Annotated in this window: 11 protein-coding genes; 7 read left to right on the top strand and 4 right to left on the bottom strand. The window is 45.9% G+C overall.

Annotation, left to right across the window (positions count from 1 at the left end; all coding sequences use genetic code 11):
• The first annotated feature begins 153 nt into the window (after window positions 1-153).
• The 3 genes from ACTIE0_RS01755 to ACTIE0_RS01745 all read left to right on the top strand — a co-directional run bounded on the left by ACTIE0_RS01755 (window position 154) and on the right by ACTIE0_RS01745 (window position 9567).
• Window positions 154-6807 carry an eCIS core domain-containing protein gene (locus tag ACTIE0_RS01755; protein WP_439516823.1) on the top strand — a complete coding sequence of 2218 codons (6654 nt, stop codon included), beginning with the start codon at window positions 154-156 and terminating at the stop codon, window positions 6805-6807.
• A 474-nt stretch (window positions 6808-7281) separates the two neighbouring features.
• Window positions 7282-8679 (top strand): DEAD/DEAH box helicase, encoded by a 1398-nt coding sequence (locus ACTIE0_RS01750; protein ID WP_006670629.1) that lies wholly within the window; start codon window positions 7282-7284, stop codon window positions 8677-8679.
• A 96-nt stretch (window positions 8680-8775) separates the two neighbouring features.
• Window positions 8776-9567, top strand: coding sequence for a hypothetical protein (locus ACTIE0_RS01745; protein WP_006625399.1), 792 nt, complete (start codon window positions 8776-8778; stop codon window positions 9565-9567).
• Between the two features lie 61 nt (window positions 9568-9628).
• On the opposite strand, the gene crtB is transcribed toward ACTIE0_RS01745, so the two are convergent.
• Window positions 9629-10558 (bottom strand): 15-cis-phytoene synthase CrtB, encoded by a 930-nt coding sequence (gene crtB, locus ACTIE0_RS01740; RefSeq protein ID WP_006625401.1) that lies wholly within the window; start codon window positions 10556-10558, stop codon window positions 9629-9631.
• An 88-nt stretch (window positions 10559-10646) separates the two neighbouring features.
• Window positions 10647-12032 (bottom strand): 15-cis-phytoene desaturase, encoded by a 1386-nt coding sequence (pds, locus tag ACTIE0_RS01735; RefSeq protein ID WP_006625402.1) that lies wholly within the window; start codon window positions 12030-12032, stop codon window positions 10647-10649.
• A 171-nt stretch (window positions 12033-12203) separates the two neighbouring features.
• Between pds and dnaK the strand changes: the two genes are divergently transcribed.
• Both dnaK and ACTIE0_RS01725 read left to right on the top strand, forming a co-directional pair.
• Complete coding sequence (gene dnaK, locus ACTIE0_RS01730; protein WP_039933833.1) at window positions 12204-14231, top strand: molecular chaperone DnaK; 2028 nt, start codon at window positions 12204-12206, stop codon at window positions 14229-14231.
• A gap of 84 nt (window positions 14232-14315) precedes the next feature.
• Window positions 14316-15317, top strand: coding sequence for a DnaJ C-terminal domain-containing protein (locus tag ACTIE0_RS01725; protein ID WP_006625406.1), 1002 nt, complete (start codon window positions 14316-14318; stop codon window positions 15315-15317).
• On the opposite strand, the gene thiS is transcribed toward ACTIE0_RS01725, so the two are convergent.
• Window positions 15314-15529 (bottom strand): sulfur carrier protein ThiS, encoded by a 216-nt coding sequence (gene thiS / locus ACTIE0_RS01720; protein WP_006625407.1) that lies wholly within the window; start codon window positions 15527-15529, stop codon window positions 15314-15316. The two genes, ACTIE0_RS01725 and thiS, sit on opposite strands and share 4 nt — an antisense overlap.
• A 167-nt stretch (window positions 15530-15696) precedes the next feature.
• A complete protein-coding gene (locus ACTIE0_RS01715; protein ID WP_006625409.1) occupies window positions 15697-16215 on the bottom strand; it encodes a TRAP transporter small permease subunit in 519 nt (172 codons plus the stop codon).
• Between the two features lie 559 nt (window positions 16216-16774).
• Between ACTIE0_RS01715 and hpsA the strand changes: the two genes are divergently transcribed.
• Together hpsA and ACTIE0_RS01705 are read left to right on the top strand one after the other, a co-directional pair.
• Window positions 16775-21577 (top strand): hormogonium polysaccharide biosynthesis protein HpsA, encoded by a 4803-nt coding sequence (hpsA, locus tag ACTIE0_RS01710; RefSeq protein ID WP_006670632.1) that lies wholly within the window; start codon window positions 16775-16777, stop codon window positions 21575-21577.
• Window positions 21578-21638: 61 nt separating this feature from the next.
• Window positions 21639-22232, top strand: coding sequence for a prepilin-type N-terminal cleavage/methylation domain-containing protein (locus tag ACTIE0_RS01705; protein WP_039933830.1), 594 nt, complete (start codon window positions 21639-21641; stop codon window positions 22230-22232).
• Window positions 22233-22241 lie beyond the last annotated feature (9 nt).

Below are 22241 nucleotides of genomic sequence, written 5' to 3'. Positions count from 1 at the left end.
TTTCCGTAAAAATTGTGAATTTTAGTTAACATTTATGCAGCCTATATCTGGAAAACCTTATAATGATTAGGGCTAAAAGCCATGATATCGTCGATTGTGTCTTGAAGTGGCAAACCCCTAAAGGGTTGACTAATCAGGGTTAAGGGGGTAAAAATGTCGAAAATTAGAACCAAAGCGCCACAACTATCACCCACAACCAACCGAGTCCAGACCAAGAAGACTTTACCGCGTGGGCGATCATCATTTACCTCTGAAACTGAAACCGCCACCAGCGAAACCTTGACCGAAGGGCGATCGCCGTTTTTTTCTCCCCCAACGCCACCAGAAATTCAACCCCAATCTTATCCGGTTTCTGGCTACCAATTTAACCGGGTTTCGATCCTGGAGTACACGCCAGCCAAACTGCAACCCAAACGGCTGATAACTCCCCCAGAAGAGGAAGACAGGGAAGCAGAAACCGATATCGGTGGAGAAGAGATAGCGGAAATGGACGAACTCGCGCCGCCGTCCGCCCCCCCACCGGAGGAAAACCCACCCAAACCGCCGGACACGCAACTACAACGTCAGCCAAAAGGAGGCGGTTCTTTTGTGGCTTCTTCTCAGATCGCCAATCGGATTATACGCCGCAAAGGTCGCGGCATTCCACTTCCAGACCCGGCCCGCGAGTTTATGGAGTCTCGGTTTGAAAATGATTTCAGTGGGGTTCGTCTTCACACGGATAGCGAGGCGGTTCAACTAAGTCATAATTTGAGGGCGAAAGCATTTACTCACGAAAATGATATCTATTTTAACGCGGGACAATATAACCCGAATTCGGTGGGAGGAAGGCGGTTATTAGCCCATGAATTAACCCATACAATTCAGCAAACAGGGGCGAGAGTTCAACGGAAATATAAAGGCGATCGCCCTCGAAAAATTAACCGAATGCAACGGAAGGCGATCGGCAGAGTTCAGCGTTCGGATGAAGAGAATGTTAGTATTAATTTAAAACCGCTATCGTCGACAATATCCTCTTTAGGTAGTTCTCCAATTCAGCGTTCGGATGAAGAGAATGTTAGTATTAATTTAAAAGCCTTTTCTGCCAATTCTGGGGGGTTATCTTTTCAACCTCAACTGATAGTTGGCGCTCCTGGAGACAAATACGAACGAGAAGCAGATCACATGGCTGATCTGGTAATGTCGATGAATTTACCTGCTATATCCCCACCGATTCAACGGGAGGAAGAGGAGACAAAATCGGTAGTTTCTCCGACTATTCAACGCATCAATAGCCACCGTCCCCGTCGGCGTGCGGCTGTTCCCTATAGCCTTCTTCATTCTACGGAAGAAAGTGAGGATGAACAAAATGTTAATATTACGCTAAAATCTAAAAAGACTAAAAATAATCGTCGATTCAAACCGAAGAACAAACGCGGTGTGCCGGGTGCATTTGCAGCGAGTCAAGATATTGAAAATAAGCTAAAATCCAAAAAAGGAAGCGGCAATCCTCTACCAGAGGAAACGCAAGAGTTTATGGAATCGCGGTTTGGTCAGGATTTCTCAGAAGTGCGAATTCATACTGATGGGGAAGCGGCCGAGATGAATCAAAACCTGGAAGCTAAAGCATTTACTCACGGTCAAGATATTTATTTCAATACAGGGGAGTATCAGCCGGACTCGGAGAGTGGGAAAAAATTATTAGCCCATGAACTGACTCATACTATACAACAAACTAAGCCGAAAGCGAAGTCTAAATCGAGGCAAGAACTTCGGGAAAAAACACCAAAACTTCAGCGGAAACCCGATTTTTTTGGGATGGGTTTAAAATCCAAGCTGGAGCAAAAAATCAAGAAAGAACGAGAAGAAGAACAAAAAAAATACGAAGCGGAGAAAGAGAAAGAGAAAGCAGAAAAAAGTGAGGATGTAGAGGCAGAAAATGCCGACAAAAAACCGGAAGAAAATCAAGAGCAAAACCAGAGCAAAAAACCTCTTAAAAAAATTAATAAAAAGCCTAAAAATTCATCTCAAAATAATAATTATTCACCAGATGAAGATGTGAATAATCAGACGATAGTTCAACAGAAGAAAAAAGAAAATTCCCCAGAAAAAAATGAGGGTAAAGACGAGAATCAAGATGAAAGTAAAGATGAAGGTAAAAATGAGGAGAAAGATGAGAGTCAAGATGAGGAGCAAGATGATAAAGGCAAAAAGGAAAAGGAGAAATTAGAAAAAGACAAAAAAGGTGTCAGTGACAAATGGGCAAAGGAAATAGACAGTAAGAAAAAAGAGGGCGGAGATTTTTCGGAAGCTCACAAGACCCAGAAAAACACGGACAAACAAGCAGATAAAACCAAACAACTGCTAGACGCTGAGGATGAAGAAGCAGCGAAAAGTCAAGGAGAAAATTTAGAAAAAGAGTCGGATAAAACGACTGAATCAGAACAGCAAAAAGCGGGTCAAGAAGAAAATAAAGAAGAAGCGACTCAAAATAAAGATTTAGAAGAGGCGAAAAAAATCAAAGCACAAGGGGATGCTGAAGCTGCTCAAGCGGAGGGAGAAGCGGAAGAGAAAGCTGAGGGAGAAGCGGAAAAACAACAGAAAGAAAATAGTCCGGAAGATGGCTTTTTAGAAACGTTGGGAACTCAGGAAGGATTACGGGATCCTGGTGTTGTGAAAGCGCCAGATTTGAGTGGTAAACCTGCGCCGCGATCGCCTAATGCTGATCCGGCATTTCAAGCGGCAGTGACACAAACGGAACATCTAGCAGCGGAACAGAGTCGCCACAAACCAGCCCAGGATAAAGCGAGAGAGGCACAAGATGCCTCGGTAGATACTGAGCAGCAAATGCGAGAAGCCGAAGCCTCGCAGTCGGAAGAGGCTTCCCATAAAGAAGTACAAGCGTTTAATAAAGAAGAATTTATCAGTAATCTTCTGGCTATTTTAGAGCAAAATAAGCCGGAAAGCCAGAAAGATGTGGAAGGGGGAAAAGGTGCATCTGAAGCTACGGAAGATATCCTAGAAGAGATTGAACACAGTAAGGACGACTCAGGGGGTGAACTGGAAGAGTCAGCGACACGGGAGCCAGCACCGGAACTGGAGGAACCTAAGATTTCAATTCCCACGCCAGATCCAATGGAAGAAACCGGAGAAGCGCCGATTCCAGAAGCGATAGATGCGGAGGCGACTGTTCCGAAATCTCAGTCAGAAGAAGATGTTGAAAAGCCTTTGGAGGAAACTCAGCAGGCGTTAAGTGAATTAATTCCCGAGAAGCTACAGAAGAAGTTAATTGTTGGCGCAGCGGGTGATCAATACGAACAGGAAGCCGATCGCATGGCGGAAGTGGTGATGAAGATGCCAGAGGGGGCAACTGAATCGCCAGAAGAGGAGGAGATAGAAGGGGAAACTGAGGGGGTTCCGGTGAATACGGGGATGGTGCAATCCCCACGGATAATTCAACGGAAAGAAGAAGGATTTACGGCGGAAAAACCGACTCAAGAAGGGCAGGTACTTCTTGATAAAAATCGGGTGGAATTGTATGAATCGGAATCGGGAATAAATGTTTCGGGTGCGGTGGAAAAAGCCGAAGAAAATGTTGAGGAAACGGGGAAAAAATTTAGAGAAAAAGAAGAGGGGATTCAGGAAGAAACTCTTGATGTGCAGGCGGGGTCGGTTCTTGACTCTCAAGAACAAATGTTTGATAGCCGATCGCAGGAATTTATTAATGTCGCTAATACCCAAGCTGAATCCCAACATAAGGACGAAAAGGAACGGGCGAGAGTTACCCAAGAAATTCAGGCAATTTACGACACAACTCAAGTGAATGTTAATGGCATTCTGGAACGGATGGATGCTAGGGTTAATGCTGAATTTGAAGCCACCAATAAGAAAGCTAGGGCAGCATTTGAAGCGAAACAACAAGAATTATTTGCCCAGTGGAAACATGATTATTATTATAGGAGAAACCCGCTGTGGTTACCTTGGATAGAGATTAAAACGGGTTGGGCTTATGTGAGAGTTCGCTTTTATCTGAAAAGATTTTTTAATAGCCCGCTGTGGGCGATCCATAAAATTGTTACGGGACTCCCGGACGAAGTGAATAATATTTATGCAGTGGCTCGGGAAGTATTTATTGAGGAACAGAAAGCGGGGATATATCGGATTGCGGATATTGTTGAAGAAGAATTGACGAATGCGAAAAATGCGGTGCAAGAAGGACGCGATCGCGTCAATGATTATGTGGCTAATTTGCCGGACAGTTTGAAAGCAGTTGGCACGGAAGCGGCCGATAATGTGCAGGCACAATTTGATAGTTTGGAAAGCAGTATTAGTGATCGACAAAATCAACTGGTTGATGATTTAACTAAGAAATATGAAGCGAGTGTTCAGGAAATTGATAAACGTATTAAAGAGTTAAAAGACAAAAATAAAAGTTTGATTTATAAAGCCCTAGCAGTTATTGTCAAGCTGGCGGCGTGGATTCTGCGACAGGTTTTGCGAATTGTGGAGCCAGTCATTAAGATGATTCCGGGGGTGGGAAATCGAGCGGGGGATTTTTTGGATGCGCTTGTTGACGACCCCAGTGGCATTATGGATGCTCTATTTAGTGGGGTGGGTGAGGGATTTAAAAACTTTGGTAAAAATATTGTAACTCACCTGAAAAATGCTTTCTTTGATTGGCTATTGGGAATGGATATGCCGATCAAGTTTCCCGATAAGTTTGATTTGCGGGGAATTCTGGATATTATCCTGCAAGTTTTGGGTTTGAATAAAGATTATATTTTGGAACTGGCATCTGTGGAATTACCAGATTGGGCGAGCGATATTTTAACGACTCTGATTGAAGAAGGTCCGGGGGGGTTAAAAGAGTTTTTGACATCGGTACCGGAGAATTTTCCGCCTTTGGCGTTGAGCTTTTTTAAGGCGATCGTGGAGTTCCCCAGTAAAGGGGTGATGGTGTTGTGGGACTTTATTAAATCCGGTTTATCGACGATGAAAGAGCTGTTTATGAATAGCATCATGTTTCAGGTGGTGATTCCTCAAATTGTGATCGCGGGGATTCAATGGGTTTTGAGTTTGACTAACCCGGCTTCTGGAGTGATTAAAATTGCTAAAGCCATTGTTAATCTGCTGATATTTTTTATAAATAATATGCAGATGATCAGGAATGTCTTAGAAGCACTGGGTGAGGTGATGGATGCGATTATATCTAAAATTATGAGCCAAATTATTTCTCGGGCGGTTGAAGCGGCATTGGTGGACATTCTGCCCTTGGTTTTGGGGCTGTTAGCTAGTGTTTTGGGTTTAGGAAGTATTCCCAAGAAGATTGAGAAAGTTATTACTAAATTAAGATCTCCGGTTGATAAAGTTGTGGGCGGTGTTTTTTCGTCGATCGCTGATGTTTTGAAGATGCTCGATCCGACAACTTTGATCATGGACTTTGTGGAGGATAAACTATCTTCAGATGACGAAAAAAACCAGGATAAGTCTGGGGAAAAGAATCTGAAGAAAGTGAATAAAAAATTAAAAAAGAAAATCCGGAGAAACCCGAAATCAAAGAAAGTTAAAAAGGCGCTGAAAAAATATAAGAAGAAATATCAACTTAAATCCCTGGAAATGGAAAAAGATAAAAAGACCCTACAAGGCAGGGAATATCTGATTGTTGGTGTCGCTGAAACCAATAATAAAAGTAAAGTCCAGAAAAAAGAGGCATCAGGAAATGTTGAAAATCAGACAATAACGCCGGGAATGGAAACGGCTTTAGAAAAACAGCAAAACCAAGGAGAACCTCTATCCACTGGGGTTCGGGAACCGATGGAATCTGCTTTTGGGTTTAATTTTGGGCGGGTTCGCATTCACCGGGATACGGAAAGCGATCGCCTGAGTCGTTCTTTGAATGCTAAAGCGTTTACCACAGGAAGAAATATTTTCTTCCGTCAAGATACTTATGCTCCCCATAGTTCTGAGGGGAAAAAACTCCTAGCCCATGAACTGACCCATGTGGTGCAACAGTCGGGAGAAAAGCCTGATATTCACCGTTTCTTTGCATCAGATACCTACAGTCGAGAGGTGATTCCGGTGGTTCAGATGAGTCCCACGAAAATTCCGACAATTCAGGCGAAGAAAGACAAGAAGAAAAAGGTCAAAATTAAATCTAAGGTGAAAAATAATAAGTTAAAAATGAATGTAATGATTGAAGAAGATAATATTTTCAATCAACTTAAAAATGCACTTAAAAATATATTGTCAGACTTACTGAACAATGATAAAAATATAGAGAATCCAGAAGTGATGGAAGAGGTGAAATTGTCGCCGACATTAATCAGTAATGTAGTTGAGGCGATCAAGACGATTATCAATCAGAATCCTGAAAAAACAGCGGTGAGCAATAAACTGGAAGAGGTGCGAGTTAAATTTGCTCTGGAAGTGGTCAAACTTGTACGGGCTGCCAACATTGGGGATAGCTTTGCTTACGTTATTAGTATTCGGGGTCAGGGTAAATATTTAGATGCCCAAAAAATGCAGGCGTTTCTGAAGCGACTGGCTCGCCAGGCGGGTACACCTCATGATATGGGTATGGAGCAAACTAGAGGCATGAAACCTAAGTTGCCAATAGACGATCGCACTATGTCTTCTAGTAGAGAAAGGGGGCGATCGCCAGTTATCCCCGCCAAGGTTGAATCGAAGGAACTCAACGGTCAACCAAAACCCAAGTTTGACATTACCACAAAGGTCAAGCCAATCAACGCCAACAGTATCGAAGTGATCGTTAGGGCTAACCCAGAGGCACAAAATGAATCACAACCAGTCAGCAAATCCCCCAATTCCTAATCTGTTACCCAGTCCCCAGCACCCAGTCCCCAGCACCCAGTCCCCAGCACCCAGTCCTCAGTCCCTAGTTTATAGTCTCCAGAGTCTTTTATGAAATTTCCCCGAAAAAATTATATTTTGGTTCAAATCAGCCCAAACCCCTATACAGCAGCAGATACAGCCATTCACAATCCAGGTGAATTGCCACGGGAGAGAAATTTTAAGGAATTTAAGGTTATGTTTCTGTTTGTTAAGCGCTATGCTATAGAACAGATGGTCTCAAAAAATCAAATTTGCTGGACAACCTCTCGGTTGTTAACCAGGGTAAATTTGGGAACATTAGGAGACCTTACCTACATGCTATGGTTCCTAGATGCCCATAAAAAGGCTTAACGCCGGACTAAAACTCATTTTAGTGATTAGAGTCAAGACATATCTGTGTTGGAGTTGGGCAGCCAAAGGAACCGGGCGAAAAACAATCATATTGGAGATTTGATGAGTCAATCCTTTGAAAGCTTAGGTATTTCCGAACAACGCGCTCGCCATTTAGAAACACTGGGTTTCACAGAACCCACCCCGGTTCAAGTCCAAGCTATACCCGAAATGCTATCCGGTCGGGATGTTGTGGGTATGGCACAGACAGGAACTGGTAAGACTGCTGCCTTTTCGCTGCCCATTCTCGAACAGATTGACGTTCATGCCGCTGGTATTCAAGCCCTGGTTTTGACTCCCACGCGGGAACTGGCGATGCAGGTCAAGGAAGCTATCCGCAATTTTAGTGATGATAATGCCCTGTATGTGCTGACAGTTTATGGCGGTCAGTCCATTGACCGACAAATTCAGCGACTGCGACGGGGAGTTCAGGTTGTAGTGGGAACCCCAGGGCGTATCCTAGACCTACTCAACCGAGGTGAACTGAAACTAGATTTACTGCGTTGGTTGGTGTTGGATGAAGCAGACGAAATGCTGAGTATGGGCTTTATCCAAGATGTAGAAAAAATCTTAGAGTCCGCCGACTCTGAACATCGTCAGACGGCTTTCTTCTCAGCAACGATGGACCCTTCCATCTCGAAGTTGGTGCGGCGACACCTCAAGTCCCCTGTGACTGTGAAGGTGGAAACTCCCAAGGCTACCCCCAAACGGATCGAACAGTCTGTTTATATGGTTCCTCGTGGATGGTCTAAAGCCCGCGCCCTGGAACCGATTTTAGAACTCGAAGATCCTGAATCGGCGATTATTTTTGTGCGAACCAAACAATCTGCGGCTGATTTGACTAATCAATTGCAGGCGGCAGGTCATAGTGTTGATGAGTATCATGGTAATCTGAATCAGTCTCAACGGGAGCGACTGTTGATGCGTCTGCGCCGCCGTCAGGTGCGTTGGATTGTGGCTACTGATATCGCAGCCCGGGGTCTGGATGTGGATCACCTTACCCATGTGATTAACTATGATCTTCCTGATCAAGTCGAGAGTTATGTTCACCGCATTGGGCGTACAGGTCGCGCCGGTCGGGAAGGAAAGGCAATTACTCTAATTCAGTCTATCGATCGCCGTAAGTTGCGAAATATTGAACGTCACCTGCGCCAAACTTTAAGCATTCAGTCAGTCCCCAAACGGGCGGAAATTGAGGCTCGTTATATTGACCGACTCAAAGACCGGGTGCGGGATGCTTTGGCTGGGGAACGTATGGCTTCATTCTTGCCTATTGTCTCTCAATTAAGCGAGGAATATGATCCCCATGCGATCGCAGCCGCAGCTTTGCAACTTGCTTATGATCAAACTCGTCCGGCTAGTATCGGAAGGGATGATTATGACGATGAAGACGATGCTGTTTCCAACAAACCTAAGCTAGTTAAACGCCGCCGCCCAGCTTCTGTTTCTAACAACAGTTAGATGGCTAATTCCCCAATCGGCTTTAATTAATGTGGAGATGCGATCGCCTGGTCGCGTCTCCCTCTATTTGGGGGGCAAATATTGAGGGTTAATTACATGAAAAAAGGTGCATTTTCTGCGGGTGAGACCTGGCGGCGCTGGGCTACTTTACTGGCTATTATCGCGGCTTTTGGGGTGAATATATGGACTAATATTGCCCCGATTAATGGTTTAACTGTCGGCGATATTTCCAATACTTTTTTTGTGAATACCAAGATAATTCCGGCTAATTATGCCTTCTCTATTTGGGGGTTAATCTACTTAGGTTTATTCGGGTTGGCTATTTATCAGCTACTCCCTAGCCAACGAGATAACCCCCGTTTAGCCCAGATGGGTTACGGTTTAGTTTCCGCAAGTATAGCACAAATTATCTGGATATTCTTGTTTTTATATGGGTTATTTCCCCAGTCAATTTTAGCCATGGTAGCGATTTTATTATCGCTGATATATTCCTATGTAAAATTAGATGTAGGTCGGCGGCGGGTTCCCAAATGGGAATCTTGGTTAATTAATATTCCGCTGAGTGTATATTTAAGTTGGATTAGTGTAGCCACGGTAGTAAATGTAGCGATCGCCTTAACTTCGATTAACTGGAATGGCTGGGGTATTCCTCCCCAAGTCTGGACGGCGATCATGATGATTGTAGCTGCGACTATTGCTATTATCATGAGGGTTCGCCACCAGGAAACCGCCTATTTATTGGTGACAATTTGGGCTTTAATAGCGATCGCGATCGCTCAAGATAATGAACCATTAATTGTAACGATCGCCTTAATGTCGTCCCTGGTGATTTGCCTATTTTCTTTAGGTTCAATCAATCATAGAAAATTGACAATAGACAATGGATAATTAAACTCCCTCCCCCTTTCCCAGAGGGAGAGAGCCGGGGGGGGGAGGGGGAGGGGGGGGGTCAAAGAACCCTAGCCCTCAACTGAGCCACAGGGAGACACATCATTTTTTTCCAGGTAGGGACATAGGCACGTTGGTTAAAGACATCATATTCGTTGCGTTCAATTTCGTCTAATATTTGTCTATAGAGCATTAAGGCCGTCCAAACTGGCCAGCGGATATCAGGATGAAGGGCGGCGATACCTTCTTCGGCGAGGGTATAGAACTTACGAGCGCGCTGTATTTGGAAGCGCATCAACTCACGCCAGCGTTCATCTACTATGCCATTAAATAAATCCGCTTCGGTATAGTTAAACAGAGCCAGGTCATCCAAAGGCAAATAAATCCTACCCCGTCGAGCATCTTCCCCCACATCTCGGAGAATATTAGTAAGCTGGTTAGCAATACCGAGAGCGATCGCCTCTTCTTTAGGATAATAAATAGACTGGTCACGATTCCAGGGAACACTGAGATCAGGTTGAGCGGTACCCATAACCGCTAAAGACATCAACCCCACCGTCCCCGCCACCCGATAGCAATACAAATTCAAGTCATCAAAGGTGTTGTAGCGATTCCGGGACAGGTCCATACGTTGACCGGCGATCATATCTCGGAAGGGTTGAATATCGAGGGAAAAGCGACCGAGGGTATCAACCAAAGCCACATCAACCGGATCAATAGGATGTCCAGCGAAAATCAATTCTAGTTGTTCTTCCCAGCGGTCGAGAGTTTCCAGAGTAGTAGAACTTGCCATCGGACCATCTACCAATTCATCGGTGCGGCGACACCAAACATAAATAGCCCAAATAGCCTGACGCTTGGCTTGTGGCATCAATTGAGTACCCAAGTAAAACGTCTTAGCATACTGTGCGGTAATTTGGCGACAGAGTTCATAGGAATCTGACCGGGTTGCCGGAGTTCTCATGCAGGGGGATTTAGAGAGTTGCAGCATTCGTTTTTTTTCAAGCCTGAGCTATCAGCCATAGGTTGTGCAGTTAGCAAAACGTCATTAGGGAAATACCCTAGAGACGTTTAAGAGATTAGGGGACTTGGCTAGTCCTCAAGTCTTGTTGAATGGCCTGTGCTGTCAGCTTACCAGAAAGCACAGCACCTTCCATACTAGCGAGATAGCGTTGCATGGTGTAATCCCCACTCAGATAAAAATTAGGGATAGGTGTTTTTTGACTTGGGCGGCAAGCCTGGCGGCCAGGAGTAGCTTTATAAACCGATCGCGGCGTTTTCACCACATGATATTTGAGCAACTTAGCAGGTGATGGGAAATGTTGAGGAAATAGCTTTTCCAGTTCAGCCATAGTAGCGGCCACAATATCCGCATCTGAGTTACCAATCCAATCAGCAGCGGGAGCCAAAACCAACTCTAACATTGAGCGATCGGGGTTAGCATATTCCTTACAGGTATTGCTCATGTCCGCATAGACACTGAGCAAAGGTGATCGGGAAAACAGCAGGTGATCAATATCAGTCAACTTGCGATCGAACCACAAATGAACATTAATCACGGGAACCCCTTCCAATCCCTGAAGTTGCTTAAAATAATCAAGCTCCTGCCAAGGTTTAGGCAACATCAACTTGAGCGGGTCAACAGGCATAGCCGAGACATAGACATCAGCCGTTAGCACTTCTTCCGGCGCACCATTTCGCCCCGGAATCAGGAACCCCTCAACACAGCCGGACTCATCCACTAAAAACTCCTGAATCGGAGCATTTAATCGCACCTGTCCGCCTCGTTCCGTAATATAGTCTACCAGAGGCTGACACAATCTTTCCGTTGGCGACCCATCAAGAAAAGCCATTTTCGAGCCATTTTTTTCTTGGAGGAAGCGGTTAAGGGCGGTTAGAATGACAGTGGAGGATATTTCTTCTGGCCCGATAAAATTGAGAGCCTTAGACATAGCAATAAACACCTCTGTTTCCACCCTTGGGGGAACATTTTGTTGTTTAAGCCATTCCGAGAAGGAATATTTATCCATCTGTTCGACATAATTTTGGCCTTGAATCATGGCGGGAATTAGTCCCAAGCCAAACCTAATTTTTTCCGGCCAGGTGAGCATATCATTATTGCGAAGAATAGCGACTATGCCATTAACGGGGGCTGGAATATCGGGAAAATCGAACCGAGAGTAGGTTCCGGGCTGATCTGGTTGGTTAAAGATCATGGTGTGTTCTTTCCACTGCAACCGATCCTCAATGTCCAACTCTTTGAACAATTGGAGCATATTAGGATAGGCTCCAAAAAAGATATGTAGTCCAGTTTCGTACCAATCCCCGTCCTCATCTTTCCAAGCGGCCACTTTGCCACCGAGAACATCTCGTCTTTCCAAGACAATGGGGGTATAACCCATATCGGTTAGGTATTTGGCACAACTTAGGCCAGCCAAACCCGCTCCCGCGATCGCAACTCGCATTGACAACCCTTTCAATCACTTGCTTGTATTTCGTTCTCATTATAGGTTACATCTCGTAACATTCTGTCGATAAAATTAGAATCTCCCCCATTTGGGGCGACGACGATGGGAAGCGATAAAATTAGAAAAGATCTACTAGCCACACCAACAAGACAAGGAGAACACCAACGAATGGGTAGAGTAGTCGGCATTGACCTGGGAACAACTAACTCTGTTGTAGCGGTCATGGAGGGCGGTAAACCCGTCGTGATTGCCAATTCTGAGGGGATGCGGACAACACCCTCTGTCGTTGGCTTTACTAAAGAGGGGGAAAGGATTGTCGGACAAATGGCTAGGCGGCAGGCTGTTTTGAATCCTCAGAATACCTTTTATAACGTCAAGCGACTGATTGGGTCAAGATATGCAGACCTAACCCCGGCATCAAAACGGGTTCCCTATACTATGCGTCGAGAGGAAAATGGTAATATCCGCCTCAAATGTCCTCGACTAAAGCGAGATTTCGCACCGGAAGAGATTTCCTCCATGGTACTGCGGAAATTAGCAGAAGAAGCCAGCCGATATCTAGGGGAGGAGGTGACTGGGGCGGTAATTACTGTACCCGCCTATTTTAATGATTCTCAAAGACAGGCGACCCGCGACGCTGGGAAAATTGCCGGATTAGAGGTAAAACGGATTCTCAATGAACCGACGGCGGCTTCCCTCGCCTATGGACTGCAAAAGCAGGATTTTGGCACTATTCTGGTGTTTGACCTAGGGGGGGGAACTTTTGATGTGTCGGTCCTGGAAGTAGGAGATGGGGTATTTGAGGTTAAATCCACTAGCGGGGATACCCAACTGGGGGGGAATGATTTTGACCAAAAAATTGTCGATTGGTTAGCTGAGAAGTTTCTGGAAGAACAGGGAATGGATCTCAGACGCGATCGCCAAGCCCTTCAGCGCCTCACAGAAGCAGCGGAGAAGGCTAAAATAGAACTATCTGGGGTGGGGGTAACTGATATCAATTTACCCTTTATTGCGGCGGACGCAGACGGACCGAAACACCTAGAAACTCGACTTTCTCGGGGAGAGTTTGAGGGATTATGTGCTGATCTGATTCAAAGGTTACGCCGCCCGGTTAAACAGGCTTTGGTGGATGCCCAAATTTCACCTACCCAAATCGATGAGGTGGTATTGGTGGGAGGGGCCAGCCGGATGCCTATTGTACAGCAGTTGGTGCGTAGTCTGATTGACCGTGAACCAAATCAGGGGGTTAATCCTGATGAGGTGGTCGCCGTGGGGGCTGCTATTCAAGCGGGTATTTTGGCGGGTGAAGTGCGCGATATCCTGCTATTGGATGTTACACCCCTATCGGTGGGATTGGAAACTATTGGGGGGGTGATGAAAAAACTCATACCCCGCAATACTACTATCCCGGTGAGGCGATCGGATATTTTCTCGACCTCTGAGAATAATCAAACTCTGGTGGAAATTCATATCCTCCAGGGGGAAAGGGAGTTAGCCAAGGATAATAAGTCTTTGGGACGGTTTAAGCTGACCGGTATTCCACCCGCCCCTAGGGGTATCCCTCAAATACAGGTGGCTTTTGATGTTGATGCTAATGGTATCCTCCTGGTGACGGCTTTGGATAAAACCACTGGTCGCGAACAAAGCATTACTATTCAGGGTGCTTCTACTCTGTCTCAGGGGGAAGTTAATCAGATGATTCGGGAAGCCGAAGAGTTTGCAGACCAAGACCGTCTACTGCGGGAAAGGGTGGAAAAACGCAATCGCGCCCAGGCTTTGACTTATCAAGCGGAAAGACAGTTAAGGGAGATTGCCCTAGATTATGGGATGCAGTTTGCTCAACGTCAACGGGGTCGTATTGAGACTTTAATTAGGGCGCTGCGGGATAGTCTGGAAAGAAATGACGATCGCGGTATTGATCAAATTGGGGCGGATCTGCAAGATGCGCTATATGATTTGAGTCGCGAGGTGTCTGTGTTTGCTACCCAAGATGATGATGATGATCTGTTTGGATCGATTCGTCGCACTTTTGGCGGTGGCGATCGCCGTATCCGTGACCCCTATGATATGCCTCCCGCTGCTGGCCGCGGCTATCCCCGTTACGATAATAACATGGGAACGGGAACTGGTCGCCCTGGTCAAAGATATTATCCCCAAAGTAATAATTGGGATGATGATGATGACGACTGGCTGTAAGTAATCAGGGGAGGCTGTGGGGTGGGGTTCCCTCCTCCCTTTTCTGGGATTCTGTGACTGATGAGTTTATATTGTGATTAAATTATGCAAAATTTTCGGAATTATTATCAGATTTTAGGGGTTTCCAGAGATGCTTCTACTGATGAGATAAAAAAGGTCTATCGCCGTTTGGCTAGACAATATCATCCCGACCTAAATCCGGGGGATAAGGAAGCAGAAGAGAAGTTTAAGGATATTGGTGAGGCTTATCATATTCTGTCGGATATGGAAAAGCGATCGCAGTATGATGAGTACAGCAAATTTTGGAAACAAAAGGGTTTTTCTAGTGCCAAAAAATCCCCCGTCAGCGGCTTTAAGACCTGGGGAAGTCGGGTGGCTAATGGTCGCACCCAAACTCAAACACCGGAGGTCGATTTTGGGGAATATGCCGATTTTAATAGTTTTATTGATCAACTTATCGGACGGCGGCGGGAAGTGCGGACCGTTACTAATGATACACCCCGCGTCACTTCTTCTGACCCCTATAAATCCCCTAATACTAGGGTAATCCACCGGGTTCCGGTTCGGGAAAATCGACGGGATATTGAGGCGCGCTTGACTTTACCTCTGGAAAAGGCTTATACTGGAGGAGCAGAACGTATCCGCCTAGAAGATGGGCGATCGCTTGAGGTGAATATGCCGCCGGGAATGTTTACCGGTCAACGTATTCGCCTCAAAAATTTGGGCATTCAAGGGGGGGATTTATACCTGAAAATTACGGTAAAACCTCACGACTTTTTCAGGTTGGAAGAGTCTAATATTATCTGTGAGGTTCCAGTAACTCCCAGCGAAGCCACCCTAGGGGGAGAAATAGAGGTTCCCACTCTTGACGGTTGGGTGAAAATTAAACTCCCAGCGGGGGTAGTGTCGGGTCAATGTCTGAGACTAGCTAATAAAGGCTATCCTAACGAAAATGGCGATCGCGGTGATCAGTTAGTGGAAATTCAAATTGTCGCCCCCAAACAGATCACCACCCAGGAGAGGGAATTATACGAAAAACTCCGAGAAATCGAAACTTTTAATCCCCGTGAAGATCTCCCTGTTTAGCCACCACCCACAATGGTGACAATTTCCAGGATATCACCCATTTCCATAGTCGTAGTTTCCCAAAACTGTCGGTGGAGAATTTCCCCATTATACTCCACCGCCACCAAACGGGGATTTAACCCCAAATCTTCCAAAAATTTAGGTAGGCTAGTATCTGGGGCGCAAGTTTGCGCCTCTCCGTTAACTTTCAGGGTGATAGTGCGATCGCTCATATTTCCCCATCCCAATATTATCAATTACCAATTATAGCCCGGTTTCTCCCCCAGACTTCAAGAAACCGGGTTTCTCAAAGAAACCGGGTTTCTAACCCCAGACTCAAAGAAACCGGGTTTCTAGGGTAGAACCCAATTATTAATTATTAATTATTAATTATTAATTATTAATTATTTCGGATAATTGCCAAGTTTTTGATAATTTCCGAGATGCCCTGAATAATTAATAACACAAAACTAACTATAATTAACGCCTTAATTGGGTAGCGGGGTAAGCCGCCGGGGTCGGGGGAGACTTCCCGAATTAGCCAGGAGTTGGAGACAGCCCCCCAGGAGTAGAAAATAATCATCACGGAAAAGGGAATTAAAAATAAGGCGGTTCCCAATAAGTCAACTAGGGCTTTTTGCTTAACATTTAACCGACTTTGAATGACATCAACCCTTACATGATCATGATGTTTGAGGGTATAGGCTGCACCTAATAAAAAGATGATATCAAAAATATACCACTGGGTTTCTAAGAGTGCATTAGAACTTAAATTTTGCCCGATCGCCCTACCCACATACCTACCAATTACATTCCAGGTTCCTACTCCGATCATGACTAGGGCTAACCAGGAAACCACCCGCCCTAAATAATTATTCATGCGATCGATGAATTGGGATACAATTAGCAGTCTATCCACTTTTTAACTCTCATAGGTAGGGGGTTGACAAGCTCTGGGAATTTGTGATAATATATGAACAGTTACATAATATAAATCTGTGCCTAAATTGTAAAATTGTTACTATTCCCATTATCTAAAAGTATAGCAGGGGGTGGCGGAAAAAGCAAGCAACCCCCCCAGAAAAAATTTTTTTCGCAACAAAAGTTAACATTTAGTTACAAAAGTTAACATTAGAGGTAGGTGGAGAAAAGAAAAAGGTGATCGTTTTTTAGGTTGAGTTGGGAATGCTAATATGTAGGTGAGGACTAATGCTCCATAAGCCTATAACCCTCGAACCGAGTTTGTGAATGTGATCGATCGCACAGGAGAAAGGCGATCGCTAACTCACCATTAACTCAGTCGATTTGTGATAATAGAAAAAGGTGTACCCTAGTTGCCCTTGGCGGGGATAACCGGGGTACTTAGTCGCCTAGTTGTGGGTAATAATACCACAGCTATGAGTGTATTTATATTTATCTCGCCGTATTATTTATCAGCCGGTGTATTCAGTTAAACTCTAAGGTCAGGAAGTCGTCTTATGCACAATCAGCATAATCACAGAAAACCTAAGTTACCTATTCGATTATGGTTAGGAGAGATCCGGAAGTTTGGTAACCGGGCTATCGGGGGCTTAAAGCGATCGCTCCTGGGAAATTGGTTGAATATGAATAGGGGCGATCGCCAGCGAGTAGAGGGTTTTGTGTTGCCGACAGTAACCATGGTGATGTTAGTGGTGGTACTGTTAACGGTGGCGATCGCATTCCGAGCCTTAGACCGGGCGCAGGTAGCGCAAAATGTGCGGGTTAGCCAGGAAGTGCTGTTAGCGGCGACACCTGCCCTGGAACGGGCCAGCGCCAAACTGGATATGGCATTTGAAAGAATAGGACGGGCAGCCCCTGCTGAAGCTGAATTAATGGGAGAGTTGGGGAGACCTAGAGAACCGAACAGACCGGACTTTTATAGCTTTAAGGATGAAGAACGACTGACCCTAGAGTTTGATATAAACGAAAATGGCACTATAGATCCTACTATAACGACTCCTGAAGGTCGTGTTATAGAAAATCCAGAAAGGATAGATACTGCCTGGGGATTTGAAGAAGATTTCAATGGTGACGGCGAAGCAGATAGATACAATATTTACGGAATTTTCTTCCGCCATCCTCCCTACAACGCCCCAAATTGGTCTCCAGGCCCCAGAACTCCCATAGATGCCAGGGGCAATCCCCTGCCTAGTTTAGGCAGTCGTCGTGAATGTGAGAATATTGGTTCGGGTTCAGATCGCGAGGGGTGGGATACTGCCGCTGGGGATTCGCTGCAAAAACCGTTTTTTATCTATTCTGCCAGTATACCCGTCAGTGGTAGGGGTTTTGCTGCGGTGGAAATGCAGGAAGATAGACGAGCTGTGCCTATAACTGTTAATGCTGTGGTCTACGACGGAGATTTAGACATTACCCCTGGTCTAGAACTCAGGTTGAATGGCCGGATTATGGTCAATGGCAACCTGGTTCATGTTAATGACAACAATGCAAGGATTAACTATTATCAGGTGAGTAGCCCCGAATCTTGCTTTTATAAAATGGAAAACAGCAAGATTTTAGTGGGGGGAAATGTTGGCTTCGGACAAGCGTCATTAAACCAGGATTCTACTGGGCAAGCCAGAGTCCATCTATTCAGACGTGGTGGACATACGGTTGAGAATTTTACAAGAGCTAATAAGCCGGTGAATGCTTTTCCAAATCAGATGGCTACTAACCAATTGGAGTATGCGGAGAGAATCAGTGGCTTAGTGTTCCAGCAGAACTGTGAATCCCCTAATACTGACCCTGATGAAGTTAAGGAAGCCGTGGAGGAGGGAACAGATAGGCAGACAGCCCTAGAAAACTACTTCCGGGCTAGAACCCGTCGGGTTCCTAATGTGGAACAAGAAGATTACACCGCCCCCGACTGGGACCACCCCCAAGGATGCAATCAAACTTATGATAAACGGGCTCGAGGTTCCGGCAATGACCTGCGACCGGTAGATGAATGGATTTATCCCTACAATATTAGAGGGGGGGATGCTACTCAATCCATCCCCACCGTCCCTCTGAACGGCTTAGAGCTGAGAAATGATGGTAACAACAGATTACATATACCTGCTACTCACCCGGATATGGTGAAAGAGAATCAACGAGAAACAAGGGTTGGCGATCGCATTTTGGTGGGCAATGGTTTACCTGCTAGATGGTATGACAGTAATAGAAGGGGTGACAATAAGTTTCACGGAGAGGGTACAGCACAATTTATCGAGGATAGGGAGTGGCATCAAGCTCCTTCTGGTGAATCAGTTCGCTTCCGCCAGACTCGAATGTTTGATATGCCAGACCTGGGGGATACGGGTCGCAACGGTTTTTGGGAAAGGGCAGCAGCCAGAGAGCCGACAGAGGAGGAACGCCTTATAGGAGGACTGCGGGTAGTTACTGGCGCGGGAATTTACTGGTGGGACGAGGAATCGGACGAGGAATCGGACGAGGAATCGGACGAGGAATCGGACGAGGAATCGTTTTTGCCTCGGCCCAAGGGTGGTAGGGATGTGGTTTGGCCGGATACCATGCCGATGGGATGGGATGACCCTGAAGATGAACCTGATCAAGGCTATCAAAAGGGAGACCTGCAAATGCGGGCTACTGTGGTGTATCACTATACAAAAACTCCCTGGGAGCGGGGCGATCGCCAAGAGCCTATAGCCTGTATCAGTAGTTACTACGACCCCACTTTCTACAGAAGCTCTACCGACAACACTGGTAAAAATAAAAGTGGCTTGCCTTGGGATAGTAGTGCCCAAGGTCAATCTGAGAACGGCATAGTCTATGCCGCTCAAATTGAGGATATCGGTCGATTAACCCCAAGCGCAACCCCTCATAATCCCCATGATGATGTACAATCTGGGGGTACTGGGGGTGAGGATACTCCGGGGGCGGCTCTGGAACAGAAGCTGGAATATCAAGCTAGTCTAAAATTCCCTGATGGGCGTGAGGTGAACGAACCCCTGCGTGTAGCCATAGAGAAATTGCCTGAAGACCGCACTCTAGCGGATCAGTCGGCTATTGATGCCGCTGTATGTGCGATTAAGATTCTGACGGATGAGGCAGGGCCTCCCAGACCAGATATTATTGACCATGGTACGATTTATGAAAGAACTTTACTGGATGGTCGCCAGGTGAAATCCCTGGAGGATGATAACGATTTCCTTCCTGATGGTAAGGGCGATTATGATCGCGCCATAGAAGACCGCCAACCTCTGGAAATTCGCACCACGGTGATTGACTTAGACAAGTTACGCAAAAAAGCGATCGGTAGCAATGAGTATTTATTGCCCTACAGTGGCATTATCTACGCCACCCGTGATGATGCCCTGATAGATGATAGCACTCCTCGCGATCGCATAACCAGTCCGGTGGACTTTGTTGTGGACGAAACCCGCCGCCCCAACGGCATCATGTTGATTAATGGTCAAAGGTTAGACCGCCCACAAGGAAGCGATCGAGAAAGAGGGTTAATCCTGGTTAGTAATTTGCCTGTGTATGTGAAAGGTGATTTTAACCTGCGCCAATTTGAGGAGTTTACCGAACCTTTAAACGCCAATTGGAGTAACTTCTACACTCGTAGCACTCCAGATAGTCGCTTTGCTGACCCCTCAGAAGACCGATGGCGGCCCGCCACGGTTCTGTCTGATGCGGTAACTCTACTTTCTGATGCCTTTAGGGAGGGATTTCGTAACGAAGGCGACTACAACCTCCGCAATAACATGGTTCTTAGTTTTGATTATAGAGAAAATCGAGATCGCGGACACTTAGATCCAGTCAGATTACAAGATGGCTATGATTTTGGCCAAGGTGTTACCCAATTTGATGAGTCTCACTTCGATTTTGATCTAGATGGAGATGGTAAGATTGATAAGGATAACGTGGGACCAAATGACCTGACTCTGGAGGCAGTGCGTAGGCTTAATGGCTTCTATGACAACAACTTTGTCACCAGTGCCAGCATTTGGGGCAACAACAGGGTAGGAATGTGGATGGATGGTGCTTTCCAAGAAAGAAGTTCCTATCTAACCAACTTTGTCACTCCTGTTCAACTTCGCAACGAAACTCTGGGCATTGAATATGTGATGGAGATGTGCCGTAAACCTCTAGTTTCCATGTGTAATCCAGAGGAGTGGGTAGTCAGTGAAGCTGGTGAGAGTTACGAGTATGCATCGGATCAAATTGGCGAGAACTTTATATACAGTAATAACGACGACACCCCCACTGTAGGAACAACTGTACAAAGAATACTGCCATCATGGGAACGCATCTATCCCCGTCGTATTGCTTTTCTTCGTGATGGGACACACAAACTTGTGCGAGATAAAGAAGGTCATCCTATCCCCTTGGGTGTTGTTGGTGGCAAATACGACTATTCACCCTTACAGAATGCTGAAATTTGTCTGGATAGTGATGGAAAAGCATACTCGTACTCGTTCATAGAAGATAAGTGTCCAGAGGAAGATCCTGAGACTGAGAATCCAATTATCCTAACTCCTGTTGACAAGGTGACCACACTAGCAGCCGGCGCACTGCGCTTTCAAATGGACGGTGATGTGCCGAAGGTTCGTTGGGAACCTGATAATGACAGTCCTGATGATGTACCTGATGATGTACTTTATGCACAGCCCATGTGGGAACCTGTGGTGCAACTTAATACAGTAGATTCCGCGAGCGACGAACGATGGCTACAAACGCCTCGCTCAAATACTACTTTTAACCTGATTATTGCCAGTGGTGATTCTCCAATCAGGCAAACCAATGGTAATGAAACTGAACTCAATGGCGGTTTGCATAACTTTACCCGTTTCCTGGAAATGTGGCAGGGCAGAACGGTCAATATCAGTGGCTCTTTTATGCAGTTCAAACATAGTGCATACGCCACCGGACCAATGATGTCAGTTTTGAATCAGGATAGTGCCCACTTGACCAAGTTCGGACCACCCTTAACAAGCGGTAACCGTCCCTACCGGAGCGCTAATGACGGTGGTCAAACTACCTTCTACCGAGCCCCTAACCGGAACTATGGTTATGATGTGGGTCGGATGATTTTCCCACCTGACCTGTTCGGGTCTCGCCTAGTGACTCCCAGCACCGAGCCTACAGATAAATACTTCCGAGAAGTGAGTCGGGATGACCCCTGGGTTCATACCCTGCTGTGTGGCAAAGAAGGGGAGAACGGCCCAAACTTTCTCCCTGATGAGTTGCTCGATAAGTTAGGCCTTCTTGATCAATGTCCTTTAGACCCTGATAGGTTCTTCAAGCGTCGAACCTAGTCCAACCGAGTAGCCCATAACTGACCATCCTATTTAATCATGTTGCATTCTGAGCCGAACCATGTTCAACCCCAAACTATCCCCCAAGTTCTCCCGGTCCAGTGAATCTGGCTACACCCTGCTTGAGTCCATCATGGCTATGGTGGTGGTCAGCATCCTGATGGTGGGCATTTCTCCCGTGTTGGGTTTTGCCTTCGCCACACGGGTACAGGCTAGGCGCATAGAACTAGCCAGCAGAGCCGCTAACAGTTATATCAGTGCTGTCCGTGCTGACCCAACCAATGAAGACTTGGTGGATTTAAATCCCGGTAACCCGAACGCTGGACCAACCAGTCCAGACGACTTGTTCTGTGTGGATAATGACGGAAGTGGGGGATGTGAAACCGATAGCCCCACGGATATGATTGTTCAGGGAATTGGCATAAATTGCAGCAACGAGCTAGAGGATGGTTATGAGTTGATTGTCAGGGTGTATCGTGCTGACGCATTTGCCCAATCGGAAGGACCGAGGGGGTCTGGTCATGTAGCGAGTTCCAGGGTAGGTTTAGCCGACCCCAGAGACCCCCTAGTGGAGGTGCGAACGGAGATTAGCCCCAGTAGCAATAATGTCTTTAGTAGTTTACAGAGACGTTTAGCAGAATGTCGTGAAGATTAGGTTTGGTGA

Origin of the sequence: Limnospira sp., from assembly GCF_051859755.1 — a bacterium.
In the GTDB taxonomy this organism is placed as follows: Bacteria; Cyanobacteriota; Cyanobacteriia; order Cyanobacteriales; family Microcoleaceae; genus Limnospira; species Limnospira fusiformis.
The sequence above is the reverse complement of the archived record's forward strand: the minus strand, read 5'-3'. Positions and strand labels throughout refer to the sequence as shown.

What these genes read in the sequence shown, in the direction of transcription:
- pds (WP_006625402.1), bottom strand. Translation starts at nt 12,032, where the DNA reads ATGCGAGTTGCGATCGCGGGAGCGGGTTTGGCTGGCCTAAGTTGTGCC.
- ACTIE0_RS01725 (WP_006625406.1), top strand. Translation starts at nt 14,316, where the DNA reads ATGCAAAATTTTCGGAATTATTATCAGATTTTAGGGGTTTCCAGAGAT.
- hpsA (WP_006670632.1), top strand. Translation starts at nt 16,775, where the DNA reads ATGCACAATCAGCATAATCACAGAAAACCTAAGTTACCTATTCGATTA.
- thiS (WP_006625407.1), bottom strand. Translation starts at nt 15,529, where the DNA reads ATGAGCGATCGCACTATCACCCTGAAAGTTAACGGAGAGGCGCAAACT.
- ACTIE0_RS01755 (WP_439516823.1), top strand. Translation starts at nt 154, where the DNA reads ATGTCGAAAATTAGAACCAAAGCGCCACAACTATCACCCACAACCAAC.
- crtB (WP_006625401.1), bottom strand. Translation starts at nt 10,558, where the DNA reads ATGCTGCAACTCTCTAAATCCCCCTGCATGAGAACTCCGGCAACCCGG.
- ACTIE0_RS01745 (WP_006625399.1), top strand. Translation starts at nt 8,776, where the DNA reads ATGAAAAAAGGTGCATTTTCTGCGGGTGAGACCTGGCGGCGCTGGGCT.
- ACTIE0_RS01705 (WP_039933830.1), top strand. Translation starts at nt 21,639, where the DNA reads ATGTTCAACCCCAAACTATCCCCCAAGTTCTCCCGGTCCAGTGAATCT.
- ACTIE0_RS01750 (WP_006670629.1), top strand. Translation starts at nt 7,282, where the DNA reads ATGAGTCAATCCTTTGAAAGCTTAGGTATTTCCGAACAACGCGCTCGC.
- dnaK (WP_039933833.1), top strand. Translation starts at nt 12,204, where the DNA reads ATGGGTAGAGTAGTCGGCATTGACCTGGGAACAACTAACTCTGTTGTA.